Annotated in this window: 9 protein-coding genes; 5 read left to right on the top strand and 4 right to left on the bottom strand. The window is 64.4% G+C overall.

The features are described from left to right. Nucleotides 1–178: 178 nt before the first annotated feature. Nucleotides 179–2,056 (bottom strand): flagellar basal body P-ring protein FlgI, encoded by a 1,878-nt coding sequence (locus tag HNQ40_RS11650; protein ID WP_184678005.1) that lies wholly within the window; start codon nucleotides 2,054–2,056, stop codon nucleotides 179–181. Nucleotides 2,057–2,201: 145 nt separating this feature from the next. Here HNQ40_RS11650 and hpt point away from each other — a divergent pair, with 145 nt between their 5' ends. Both hpt and HNQ40_RS11640 read left to right on the top strand, forming a co-directional pair. After that, nucleotides 2,202–2,768 (top strand): hypoxanthine phosphoribosyltransferase, encoded by a 567-nt coding sequence (hpt, locus tag HNQ40_RS11645; RefSeq protein WP_184678004.1) that lies wholly within the window; start codon nucleotides 2,202–2,204, stop codon nucleotides 2,766–2,768. Beyond that, nucleotides 2,765–3,397, top strand: a complete 633-nt coding sequence (locus HNQ40_RS11640) for a PH domain-containing protein (RefSeq protein ID WP_184678003.1) — start codon at nucleotides 2,765–2,767, stop codon at nucleotides 3,395–3,397. Before hpt ends, HNQ40_RS11640 begins: the two co-directional genes overlap by 4 nt. Nucleotides 3,398–3,459: 62 nt before the next feature. Here HNQ40_RS11640 and hisD read toward each other — a convergent pair whose 3' ends face one another. From hisD to HNQ40_RS11625, 3 genes are all read right to left on the bottom strand, one after another. After that, on the bottom strand, nucleotides 3,460–4,788 hold the full coding sequence (hisD, locus tag HNQ40_RS11635) for a histidinol dehydrogenase (RefSeq protein ID WP_184678002.1): 1,329 nt from the start codon (nucleotides 4,786–4,788) through the stop codon (nucleotides 3,460–3,462). Nucleotides 4,789–4,982: 194 nt separating this feature from the next. After that, a complete protein-coding gene (gene dprA / locus HNQ40_RS11630; RefSeq protein WP_184678001.1) occupies nucleotides 4,983–6,155 on the bottom strand; it encodes a DNA-processing protein DprA in 1,173 nt (390 codons plus the stop codon). A gap of 726 nt (nucleotides 6,156–6,881) precedes the next feature. Further along, the gene (locus HNQ40_RS11625; RefSeq protein WP_184678000.1) at nucleotides 6,882–7,379 is read right to left on the bottom strand and encodes a hypothetical protein; all 498 of its coding nucleotides are present in this window, start codon (nucleotides 7,377–7,379) and stop codon (nucleotides 6,882–6,884) included. Nucleotides 7,380–7,603: 224 nt separating this feature from the next. Between HNQ40_RS11625 and HNQ40_RS11620 the strand changes: the two genes are divergently transcribed. The 3 genes from HNQ40_RS11620 to HNQ40_RS11610 all read left to right on the top strand — a co-directional run bounded on the left by HNQ40_RS11620 (nucleotide 7,604) and on the right by HNQ40_RS11610 (nucleotide 12,750). Next, nucleotides 7,604–8,869, top strand: coding sequence for a TIGR04282 family arsenosugar biosynthesis glycosyltransferase (locus HNQ40_RS11620; protein ID WP_184677999.1), 1,266 nt, complete (start codon nucleotides 7,604–7,606; stop codon nucleotides 8,867–8,869). A gap of 514 nt (nucleotides 8,870–9,383) precedes the next feature. Continuing rightward, the gene (locus HNQ40_RS11615) at nucleotides 9,384–10,880 is read left to right on the top strand and encodes a flagellin N-terminal helical domain-containing protein (protein ID WP_184677998.1); all 1,497 of its coding nucleotides are present in this window, start codon (nucleotides 9,384–9,386) and stop codon (nucleotides 10,878–10,880) included. A 373-nt stretch (nucleotides 10,881–11,253) separates the two neighbouring features. Continuing rightward, nucleotides 11,254–12,750 carry a flagellin N-terminal helical domain-containing protein gene (locus HNQ40_RS11610; RefSeq protein WP_184677997.1) on the top strand — a complete coding sequence of 499 codons (1,497 nt, stop codon included), beginning with the start codon at nucleotides 11,254–11,256 and terminating at the stop codon, nucleotides 12,748–12,750. Nucleotides 12,751–12,857: the final 107 nt, after the last annotated feature.

Here is a 12,857-nt window from a genome sequence, read left to right as displayed (position 1 = left end):
CGGACTCGGCGGCACGCTCTTCGTGTCACGGATGGAATCCGGGGCGATACGTTTCTCCCAATTCATTATCGGGCATGATAACGAATCGCGTTCAAAACTGCTGAGCCCGGCGGGCCCTGGTCCGGGATGACGGGTTTCGTGCCCCACGGGGAACTCATTTGTGGAAAATCACTTGCGCTCAACGCGCCGCTGAGCTCTCGTCACGCTGTGTGGTGGGGGCCGAGCCCGAGGCGGCGCTGTCGCCGGAGGTGTCTCGGGGGGCGGTTTCGGGGCGGTCGGGGCCGGGGGCGCCGCGTTCGTCGCGGGTCCGGTCGAGCAGGCGGGTGAGCAGGCTGCGGTCGACTTCGACCTCGGCATCGATCGCGCCGGCCTGGGCGAGTTGGTAGACCGCATCCACCACTTCGCCGTAGGTCAGGTTGTAGCCGGGCTGGGGGTCTTCGAAGGTGGGATTGTGGGCGAGGATGTAGGCGAGGGTCGCGAGCGTGGGGTCGATCTTGTGTTGGTCCGAGACCATCTTGTTGTTCTGATCGCGGTCGGAGTATTGGTAGAACAGCTCGGCAGGCTCGCTGGCGGCGGTGCGTCGGACCATCAGCTGGCCGCCCCAGATGCCCGCCATGGTGGGCACGTCAAAACCCAGACGCGGGTTGAAGATCACCAGCCGGGGGTAGCCCTTCTGGGTGATGTAGACCAGCGGCTCTTTCACGGGCAGGCGGTCGATGACCAGCTTGATCTCGCCGTTGCGGTCCTTGATTTCGGTCCGCTCGATGAGCCGACGGTTCCCGCTGCGTGCCAGCGATTCGTACGCCGAGATGCGGACCGAGATCACCGGGTCGTTGAGCAGGGTCAGCAGGGCCTGCCCGCCGAAGTCGCTGTCGGGCAGGTTCACCAAAGCCTCGGCCACGCGGATGCGGACCGATGGCTCTTCGTGCCCAGCCAGCTCCAGGAGGTGCCGGCTGGACAACTCGTCCCCGACATACGCCCCGGCTTCGAGCGCCGCCAAGCGGAGGTACAGCGGGATGCGCTCGGCCTCGGGCTTGGTGGTGTCCACCGTGTAGTAGTCCTGTAGCACCCGCCGCACATTCGGCCCCAACGCCTTGAGCGCGATCACGATCTGGTTGCTTTGCGTAGGGTCTTCACGCAACAGCTCGATCAGCTCCTCGCCCTTGAACTTCACCAGCCCCGGCGAGCGATCGATGAACGTGTGCATGACCAGATCAATAAATTCCTTGGGCGTTTCCGCGTAACGGGCGGGGATGTTCAGCTGGATCACCAGGGGCGATATCGCGTTGGCGGTCTGGCTCCTGTCGCTGGGGGCGGCGGGGTAACGCTCGTTGATACGGTCGGCGATCGCCCGGGAACGCGGGTGGCTCGGCTGGTTCAGGATCAGCTCGAACGCCTGGGTTTCCAACACCTCGCCGCCCGCGACGACCAGCGCCGTCCGGCGGTTCTCGTCAAGCTCAAACGCATCGCGACTCGCGTTGTCGGTCGGGCTGAGGTAGATCGGGCCGCGTCCCTCGGCGAGGGGTGTGAGGTAAAAGTTCTCCGGGTTCAGCCCGCCCTGGGACAGGCTGCAGGTCCACAGCCGGCCACCGACCAGGCTGGTGGTGCTGGTGTCGGCGGCGGTCACGACCAGGTCGAAACGGCTACCCGCCACGGAACCGGGGGGGATGATCCCGGCGATGCGCACGACCGCGGTGTCTGGGCTGGCCAGCAACTGAGCCGGGCTCATGGGCAGGATCTCGTCGTACTGCCGGCTGCCCACGCCCTGCTTGGTCATCTCGTTGATGAGCCATTGCCGCAGGGCCGCGGGGACCTCGCTCGTGCCCGTGCCGTCGAGTCCGACCACGACGCCGTAGCCGCTGACCAGGCGGGGCTGGTTGTTCTTCAGGCGGGCCAGCGAGCCCACGGTGTTGTAGAGGTAACGCGGTCCGGTAAAGGTGGCGCCGGGGGCCGCGGCGGGGGCACGGCCGGCCTCTTCGGTCTTGCAACCCACCAGCGTGACCGCCGTGAGCAGACCCAGAACACAAACCAGAGCGTGGCGGGAGATGAGCGACATAAGCAGGGCTTTCGGAAGATCGATCGGGGTGGGCGGCGCCGCCGGCGAAGGTGGGCCGCCGGGTATCGCGGGTGTGGGAGGGATTCAACATTGTCTGCACCCTCCGGCCCGGGGTCAAGCATTCTTGACCGGGTACACTGTTTCCATGAATGACGACATCGAAAAAGTCCTGATCACCCGGCAGCAGATCGCCCAGCGGATCGAAGCCCTGGCCCAGGAAGTCACCGCTGATCTGGCCAAAATCGACCACGACGGCGAGGTCACGCTGGTCCCTATCCTCACCGGCAGCATCATCTTCGTCGCCGACATGATCCGCTGCCTGCCCCAGCGGATGCAGATCCACCTCATGTCCGTCAGCTCCTACCCCGGCACCGCCACCACCAGCCAGGGTGTCAAAATTGAGAACGCCCTGAACACCGTGCCCCAGGACCTCACCGGCCGGGTCGTGCTGCTCATGGACGACATCCTCGACTCGGGCAACACCTTCCGGGCCGTCACCGAAGAACTCAAGAAACGCAACCCGCTGGCTCTGAAGACCTGCACCCTGCTCCGTAAGCAACGCCCCGAAGCCATGAGCTTCCCCATCGACTACGTCGCCTTCGACATCCCCGACGAGTTCGTCGTCGGCTACGGCCTGGACTTCGACGACTACTACCGCAACCTCCCCGAGATCGGCGTCCTCAAGAAATCCGTCATCGAGCAACACGCTTGAACCTCACCCCCCCGCCTCAACCCGACCGCAAGCTCAGCGCCGCGCCCGCGTCCGACGAGCCCGCCCACGCAGCAGCATCCGACGTCGAAATGGACGGCTCGATCGATCAGGACGCCTCGGCCGTCCGCGCCGCCACGATGATCCCCGCCCAGCTGCTCCAGCCCGGCGAGGTCATCATCCTCCTGCTCAAACCCCACCCGCTCTACATCCTGCTCTGGCCGCTCAAAACGTTGACGATCATGACGCTGTTCACGCTGCTGGGCGTGTTGTTCGCGCGCGACGCCGAGGCGTACGACCTGGCCCAGAACATCGTCATCGCCGGCGTGTTGCTCATCACCGCCCGCCTCTTCTGGCAACTACTCGAATGGCTCAGCCGGGTGTACGTCATGACCGACCAGCGGGTGATCACCGTCGCGGGTGTGCTGCGCGTCCGCGTCTTCGAAACCACCCTGCAGAACATCACCCACAGCGAGCTGCTCTTCTCGCTGCGCGAACGCCTGTTCGCGTTGGGCTCCCTGGGTTTCTTCACCGCCGGCACCGCCATCGCCGAGTCCTACTGGGTGATGGTCGCCCAACCCCTCGACGTTCACGCGAAAGTCGTGGAAACGCTCAAGCGTTACCGCAGGTAACGCTTGCATTAACCCCGGGTCAATGACCCGGGGCCGCCGCGGCAAAACACCTTGATTTCAACTCAACCCCGCACGCGGGCCGACGCCGCGTGGCCATCGAGACCCTCGGCCTCGGCCATGGCGGCGATGTCGGCGATCGTCTGAGAACTCATCCCGCTGGGGTACGCCACGGTGCCGGTGCGCTTCAGGAATGTGTACACGCTCACGCCGCTGGTGAAGCGGGCCGTGGTGCCGGTGGGCAGGCAGTGCGACGGGCCGGCGTGGTAGTCGCCCGCGGCGACCGGGGTTTGGTCGCCGAGGAATACCTCGCCGGCGTGACGGATTTGGTCGAGCATCTTCTGCGGGTCGGCCACGGCCAGGTTTACGTGCTCGGCGGCAAACGTGTTGGCGATCTCGATCGCGTGCGCCTCGTCGTTGGCCACCACCGCGCACGACTCGTCACGCAACGCATTGACGATCGCCTCCGTCCGGTCCCGCTCCCAGAGCTGCGTTTCGACTTCGTCGACAATCGCGTCGATCACGCCGGCTTCCCAAGCCACGAGAAAACACTTGCCGGGGTTGTGCTCGGCCTGGGCGATGAGGTCCGCACCGACACACCTTGGGTTTGCCGAGGCGTCAGCGACGGTGACGATTTCCGACGGGCCATAGAACCCGTTGTCCGTGCCGCAGGCGGCACCCAGTTGCGCTTTGGCGAGTTGCACGAAGATATTGCCGGGGCCCGCGATCAGGTCGACCTGCGGGACCGACTCGGTGCCGTGCCCCAGCGCCGCGACGCCCTGCGCACCGCCGATGCGATAGACGTTGGTAATGCCCAGCATCTTGCACGTGCCCAGCACGATCGGCGAGATGTCGTTCGTGCCCATGCCCGTGCCGGCCGTGGGCGGCGGCGACATGACGTGGATGTTTTCGGGCGCGACGCCGGCCACCATCGCGGGGACCGCGAGCATGACCAAGGTTGAGAACAACACCGCGGTCCCGCCGGGCACGCAGAGCCCGACCTTGTCCACGGCCGTCCAACGCATACCGAGCTCGGCCCCGTTGATCGTGACCGTACCCGTGTCGGCGGGCATGACGTGCTGCTGGTATTCGCGCACGTTGTCGATGGCCCGCTGGATCGCGTCGCGCAGCTCGGCGTTCTCCGCGAGCGTGGCTTCCGCCTCGGCCAACTCTTCGGCGGTGACACGGATACGGGCCGCGTCGAAGGCCGGGTCGGTCCACTTCTGCATGTACTTGACCAGCGCCGCGTCGCCGTGGGCCTGCACATCCGCCATCACGTCGGCCACGGTCTTGGCGGCGTCGCCCGTCGCCGAGGCGGTGTCGCGGAGTCGGGCGAGGCAGGCGTCGAGGCCCGCCTGGCCGTCGGGAGTTTGCAGGTCGTAGATCGGTAGCACGGGACAATCCTTGGGGTACGCCGGGGGCGGATGATACGCATCGCCGCGTCGGGATTCGGTAGTTTGACAGATATTTGCCCGGCCATCACTTAGCCCCGGGCGAGTCGCCCGGGGTGCCGTGGGTAGCGGAGGTTTGGAGGCGTAAGACACGAAGTTGAGCCGCGGCACCCCGGGTCATTGACCCGGGGCTAAAGTCACCGCCGCCGAACAAACAGCCCGCCCCGCCGCTGGATCACCCCGCGGATCTCGAGCATCGTCAGGTCCGCCTGCACCGGTCCTACTTCGCCGCCCATCCACGCCACCAGTTCATCCAACGACCGCCCTTCCGACAAAGCCTCGACCAGTTTTTTCTGCGGTTCGGTCAGCGTCACGTCAAACAACGAACCCGGCTGATCTTCCGACGCCGCTTGCGGCTTAGCTTTCTGCTCCCTCTTATCCAACCCCGCTTTCAGCAACTGCCCCGCGTCGCCCAGTTGATCCAGCACATCCGCCGCCGAAGTCACCAGCGTCGCCCAGCCTTCGCGGATGATCTTGTGGCACCCCGCCGAGCCCGGCGCATCGACCCGGCCCGGCAAGGCCATGCACTCCCGGCAGTGGTCTTCCACGCACAACCTCGCCGTGATGAGCGCCCCGGACCGCTTGGCCGCCTCGACCACCAACACCCCCATCGCCATCCCGCTGATGATCCGGTTCCGACGCGGGAAGTTCTCCGGCTTGGGCCCGACGCCCATCGGGAACTCGCTCACCACCGCCCCCAAACCCTCGTCCACGATCTCGTCGAACACCGGCACGTGGTCCTTCGGATAAGGCACCCCCAGCCCCGACCCGATCACCGCGATGGTGCGCCCCTTCACCCGCATCGCCGCGCGGTGTGCTGCGATGTCGATCCCGTACGCCCCGCCCGACACGATGCACAACCCCGCCGAGGCGCACTGCGCTGCAAACCGATCCGCCTGCTCTCGGCCGTAGTGCGAACACCGCCGCGACCCAACAATCCCCAACGCCAACGCATCGTCCTCGCGCAATTCGCCGCGCACCCAAAGCAGCAACGGCGGATCGGGGATGAGTTTCAACAAACGCGGATACGCCTCGCTCTCACGATGCACCAACGACACCCCCGCCGCCCGCACAGCTTCAAGCTCCCGCTCCACCGCCCCACTCTGCAATACCTCGTCGAGCTTCCGCTTCAGCTCACCGCTTCGTTTCGGCGAGATACCTTTGACCCCGCCGAGCTGCTGACCCGAAACCCCAAGCACCGCCTCGGCCGATCCGAACGCTTCAACACACCGCCCGATCAGCGTCTGCCCCAGCCCCGGCGTCAGCATCAACGCAAGCAGCGCACAAGATTCATGGTCCCGGAAATCCATCAAGAAAGTGTAACGCAAAGCCGCTTGCGGCTTAGCGCCGTCATGCTTGAGCGCCTAGCCGTAAGCGGCATAAAAAAGACTCACCCGCGGAGATTCCGGGGTGAGCCGTAGGGTCGTTTCGGACTGCGCTCGACGGCAGTCTCCGTCGAGCTGCCTAGCGCAGGCCGCTCTGCTTCTGCCCGCAGCAGTCGCTGCAGTGGTACGGGGTACGAGTACAACAGTCGCTGGGGCAGGTGGTACAGTCTTCAATCACTGGATCACACTCCTTTCGGAAACGAATAGTTCCAGCCGTCGCCCCGTGTGTCTCCGTCCCACGACCTTGCGGGTTCGGACGACTTGGGGCCGCCGGAGTTTCTCCGCCCCGCGACGACTCGCGGGGCACGATCGGGTGGCTTCAACCGTGAAGCCTTGCCCGGCCGACGCTTCCGTGCCCGCCGCATCCTTGGCATGCCAAGCTGTATGACGGGGAAGGTTGCCTTCGACATTTCGATTATTTGGAGGCTGGCGACGCGGGTCAAGGAAAATCGCGAAGAGATTTTGAGGTTTGCGAGTGGATCGCCTGGCTCAACAAGCAATGGCATAACCCCTCCCCCGCCGGGGGAGGTGGCCCGCGGAGCGGGTCGGAGGGGGAACTCCACGTTCATTGTGATAGAGGACTCACCTGCCCCCTCAGTCGCCTATGGCGACAGCTCCCCCGAGGGGGAGCGGTTGGAAAAGCGCGAACGATTAGCTGGCGGCTTTTTTGGTGGGCTTGGTTTGGCCTGTGAGGATCTTGTGCTTGCGTTTGATCAGGTCGGTGAGGTGTTCGACTTCGGTCATCGCGGTGGGCGACCACTTGCACCAGTGGATCTCGACCGCACACTTCGCGCCGCGGATGCCGTCGCGGATGTAGCGGTTGAGCCGCTTCATCGGGAGCAGTGCGATCATCTCTTCGCGGAACGGCATGCAGAACACCGGCGATTCGGGATCGGGCACGAAGTAGGCCATGGGCTCGGAGGTCGGGCCGTCCTCGGTGGTGAGGGTGAATTCGATGGTCCACTTCCAGGCGCTGCCGTGCCAGATGATGGATTTCTCCACGCCTTCGAAGCCTTCGAGGCGTTCGAGGAGGGTGTTCAGGAGGGCCTGGTGCTGCTCTTTCTGCGGGGCCATGAGCTGCTCGAACGTGGGCGGGTTCCACTGGTCTTCCCAGGCGAGGCGGAACGGTTCGGCGGGTTTGGCGGTCATGGCGGAATTCCGGGAGTTCGGGGGGCGGCAGCATCGTCCGCCGTGCAGGCCGGCGGAGGGAGGATCAAATCGATCAAACTGAATCAAGCATGATCACGGCCGAGGTGGGTAGAATCCCGTTCACACACCAGAAAGGATCCCTGGGCCGTGTTGAACGAAGCATCCTAGCGTTTTTTCTCGCCCCGGGCAAGCCACGCACCCCCGGACTCTACCGTTAAGTCAATATGGAAAAAACGGTTACGAACAACAACGTCACTTTTTCGGTGGTCGTCATGGCCAAGGCGGCCGTCCCGGGGCGGGTCAAAACCCGCCTGACGCGGGGCGAACACGCGTTATCGGAAGTTCAGGCGTCCGACGTTCACTCGGCCATGCTCGATACGGTCCTGGCCCGGGTCTCGGCCCACCTGCGTGCCCCGGATGGGAGTCAGCCCCGGCTGATTCTGGCGATGGATGACCCCGCGGGGGCTCCGCAGGCCGCGAAAAGCCTGGGTTGGCACGTCGTCTCGCAGGGCGAGGGCGACCTCGGAGAGCGTCTGGACCGGGTTTGGCAGGGGTCACGCGAGCAGACCGGGCACGACGGGGTGGTGTTTTTCGGGGTCGACAGCCCCGACGTGCCGACGAACATCCTCGAATCCATCGGCGACGCGCTGAACCACGCCGCCGCGGTCATCGGGCCGGTGGAAGACGGGGGTTATTGGACGCTGGCCTGCCGGGACTACCTGCCGGGACTATTAACAGGCATCGACTGGGGGACGCCTGCCGTGTACGATCAGACGCTAGCGATCGCGCGGGATGCGGGCATCGACCTGCAGCCGCTGCCCGGCTGGCACGATGTCGATGACCCGGCCGATCTCGCCGCCCTGGTCGAGCGCCTCGCCTCGACCGCTGAACCGCACCTGACCCCACTCCGCGACCGGCTCACGCCGCTCGCCCCTGACTCCTCCCCGACCATGAGCGACACCCCCACGCCGACCTCCTCCGCCCCGCTGCCCACTGGTGCCGACCAGGACGAGCCGATGGACCTCTCCGATTCGACCCTGCTACTGGTGGACGACAACGAGCAGAATGTGGAACTGCTTCAGGCCTACCTCGAAGCGCTGCCCTGCCGGACGCTGACGGCGTTCGACGGCGAAGAAGCCATGTCGATCATCGAAGACGACAGCCAACCCACGCCGGACCTGGTGTTGCTGGACGTGATGATGCCGCGGATGTCGGGCTTCGAGGTCTGCCAGAAGATCAAAGAGAACCCCAAGACGCGGACCATCCCGGTGATGATGGTCACCGCGCTCAACGAGCTCGGCGACATCGAGCGCGGCGTCGAGGCCGGCACCGACGACTTCCTCACCAAGCCCGTGAACAAGCTCGAGCTGATCACGCGCGTCAAGAGCCTGCTGCGTGTGCGTCACCTCAAGCGTGAGCTCGATCGCACCGAAGCGTACATCGACGACCTGGAACGCAACCGGCGCAGCACCGACAGCGACGCGGGCTGAGTCACTGGTAAACCCTATTATTGTGGAATTCACATTACGGCGATCTTTAAGATCGTCGTAGGTTTTTTCTATGCTCCGCATCGCTTCCCAAGTGAATGCGGGGGATCGCGCATGCGGCGTGATTTTTCCGGACCACTGTTTTACGCAAGTCAAAACTATTTTTGCGGTTCCCGGTGAATTCAGGCGGTTCTACGCCCGGTTATCCGGACAGATAGGTCCGTCTGTAACGGTTGTAACGATTGACTGGGTCCGACAACCCGCAAAACGGGTCCGCGGAATTATGCGTGCTGAATTGAATTCGTCGTGGGGACGATGAGCAATCCGTTGGCCAGACCCGGCGGTACCGGGCGGCACGAGGAAACTTCACGCTGTGTGGGCGTGGGGCCGTGCCGAGAGTGGCAACCGGCTGAGAGTGAAAAGATTCGAAGCCGAGTTCATTCAAACCGCCGGGCGACCAAGGATGACGTCGTCTTTATCGCGGAAAACTAAGGATAAGTTCCAGGAGCTTTAAGATATGAGTCGCATTAACACCAACGTCACTTCTTTGCTGGGCCAGCGTGTTCTCGGTGAACAAAACCGCTCGCTCAACACTTCGCTTGAACGCCTGTCGACCGGTCTCCGGATCAACCGTGGTGGTGATGACCCCGCGGGTCTGATCGCCAGTGAAGCCCTGCGTTCGCAGAAGTCTTCGATCACCGCTGCGATCGGCAACGCTGAGCGTGCCGAGCAAGTCGTGAACGTCGCCGAGGGCGGCCTCCAAGAAGTCAACAACCTCCTCCTCGAAGTCCAATCGCTCGTCGGCCAGTCGGCCAACGACGCCGGCCTCTCGCTGGAAGAAAAGGAAGCGAACCAGCTGCAGATCGACTCGATCCTTCAAACGATCGACCGTATCTCCGAAACCACCAGCTTCCAAGGCACCAAGCTGCTCAACGGCACCTACGACTTCAACGTCGAGAGCCAAGCCGCCACCGTCAACGACATCCAGATCAACGCCGCCAAGCTCGCCAAGGGCGACACCCGCGACGTCAAGGTCCTGGTGACCCAATCGGCTCAGAACGCCGGCTTCTTCCTCTCCACCGCCGGTGCGCTGGACCTGTCCGCTGCTGACGCCGCGTTCACGTTCGACCTCGCTGGTGCGGGCGGTAGTCGTCAGTTCAGCTTCGCTTCGGGCACCTCGGTGGCCGACATCGCTTCGACCATCAACACCTTCACCGACATCACCGGTGTCTCGGCGACCGCTTCGGGTACCGGCGTGAAGATCAACTCCACCGGCCTGGGCTCCAGCGAGTTCGTCTCGGTGGACATCAAGGACGACGCGGGCCAAGCCGGCGGCGTGTACGTGCTCTCGGCCGACTCCTCGCTGGCCGCCAGCACCGCTGGTGCCACCGCTTACTCCGCCGCCAGCAACCCGCTGCGTGACGAAGGCCAAGACCTCGGCGCCACCATCAACGGTGTCGCCGCCACCACCAACGGTGGCACGGCCAAGCTCTCGACCGACTTCCTCGACGTCGAGATCGATCTGACCACCGCCGGCGCTCAAGCCCTGGGTTCCATCACCGCAGCCACCATCACCGGCGGCGGCGCGAACTTCAACCTCGGTGCGAACGTCGACATCGGCAACCAGGTCTCCATCGGCATCGGCAGCGTCGCCACCCGTAACCTCGGCACCGAAACCAACGGCTTCCTCAGCTCGCTGGCCTCGGGTCAAGACAACAACGTGGTCGACGGCAGCCTGACCGACGCCCAGAAGGTCGTCAACGACGCCATCTCCGAAGTCTCCACCCTGCGTGGCCGCCTCGGTGCGTTCCAGAAGAACACCGTCGGCTCGACCATCCGTTCGCTGGGCGTCGCCCTCGAGAACACCTCGGCCGCCGAGTCCGCCATCCGCGACACCGACTTCGCCGCGGAAACTGCCGAGCTGACCCGCTCGCAGATCCTGGTGCAGGCCGCGACCAACGCTCTGGGCATCGCCAACAGCCAGCCCCAGAACGCCCTCTCGCTGCTCCGATAAGTTCTCCGGAACAGTTTAGACAACTCAATACCGAACGCGGCGGCCCCAACGGGTCGCCGCTTTTTTTTGCGCGCACTCCGCGATAACCCGTTTCCGGACCCAATCACGGCCCCACCCGACCCGCCGACACCCGGCGGTGAGTGGATCGCGGTTCCGATAAGGGGAAATGCGGAAGTGACTGGGGGTGATCTGCGGGAAAGGCCGAGAACATGCATGCAGCGAGGCCGACCCGCGACTCCGCGGAACCGGGAACGCCTCAACGCAGCATCAGTCTTCAGATCGGATGAACAGATCTGCTAACGGTCAAGGCAGGACGCCTCAACCACGAACGTGACACTTTTTAAAAGCACGTGTTCACGGAAGGACAACAGTTATGAGTCGGATCAATACCAATGTCTCGTCTTTGTTGGGTCAACGCGTCCTCGGACTACAAAACCGTTCACTCAACACTTCTCTTGAACGCCTCTCGACCGGCCTGCGGATCAACCGCGGGGCGGACGACCCGGCGGGCCTGATCGCCAGCGAATCGCTGCGATCGGAAAAAGCCTCCATCACGGCGGCCATCAGCAACGCCGAGCGTGCGGAACAGGTCGTCAACATCGCCGAGGGCGGCCTCCAGGAGATCAACAACCTTCTCCTCGAAGTCCAATCGCTCGTCGGCCAATCCGCCAACGACGCCGGCCTCTCGGCCGACGAAAAGGAAGCGAACCAGCTGCAGATCGACTCGATCCTCCAAACGATCGACCGCATCTCCGAAACCACCAGCTTCCAGGGCACCAAGCTGCTCAACGGCACCTACGACTTCAACCTCGAATCGCAGGCCGCCACCGTTGACGAAGTTAAGGTCAACGCGGCCAAGATCCCCGCGGGTGAAAGCCGTGACGTCAAGGTGCTGGTCACCCAGTCGGCTCAGAACGCCGGCTTCTTCCTCTCGACCAACGGTGCGCTGGACCTCTCCGCCGCCGACGCGACCTTCCGCTTCGACCTGGCCGGCTCCATCGGCAGCCGCGAGTTCAGCTTCGCTTCGGGCACCGCCCTGGCGGACATCGCCGCCACCATCAACACCTTCACCGAGATCACCGGCGTCTCCGCCGTGGCCTCCGGTACCGGCGTGAAATTCAACTCCGTCGGCCTGGGTAGCGACGAATTCGTCCAGATCGACATCCGTGACGATGCCGGCCAAGCCGGTTCGGTGCTGAACCTCAGCAGCAACGCCTCGCTGACCGCATCCACCGCCGGCGGCACCGCGTTCTCCGCCGCCAACAACCCGCTGCGTGATGCCGGCCAGGACATCGGCGCCACCATCAACGGCGTCGCCGCCACCACCAAGGGCTCTTCGGCCCGCGTGTCCAGCGACTTCCTGGATGTTGAAATCGACCTGACCACCGCGGGGGCTCAAGCCCTCGCCGCCATCGACGCCGTGACCATCACCGGCGGCGGAGCCAACTTCAACCTCGGCCCCAACGTCGACATCGGCAACCAGGTCTCCATCGGCATCTCCAACGTCGCCTCGCGGAACCTCGGCTCCAACGAATCGGGCTTCCTCAACCAGCTCGCCTCGGGCCAAGACTCCAACGTGGTCGACGGCGACCTCACCGTCGCTCAGAAGATCGTCAACGACGCGGTCGCCGAAGTCTCCACCCTCCGCGGTCGACTCGGTGCGTTCCAGAAGAACACCGTCGGGGCGACTATCCGATCGCTGGGCATCGCCTTGGAAAACACCTCGGCCGCCGAATCGGCCATCCGCGACACCGACTTCGCCGCGGAAACCGCCGAGCTGACCCGGTCGCAGATCCTGGTTCAGGCCGCGACCAACACGCTGGGAATCGCAAACTCCCAGCCGCAGAACGTGCTCTCGCTGCTCGGCTAAACCGAGCACGCAACGGAAAGCGTTTCGAGGCGACTCGAAACGTGGATGAAGCGGATCAAACCCTTCATCCGATCACTGATGCGGAAGGGCGGCTTCTTCGGAAGCCG

Origin of the sequence: Algisphaera agarilytica (assembly GCF_014207595.1) — a bacterium.
Lineage (GTDB): Bacteria > Planctomycetota > Phycisphaerae > Phycisphaerales > Phycisphaeraceae > Algisphaera > Algisphaera agarilytica.
The sequence above is the reverse complement of the archived record's forward strand: the minus strand, read 5'-3'. Positions and strand labels throughout refer to the sequence as shown.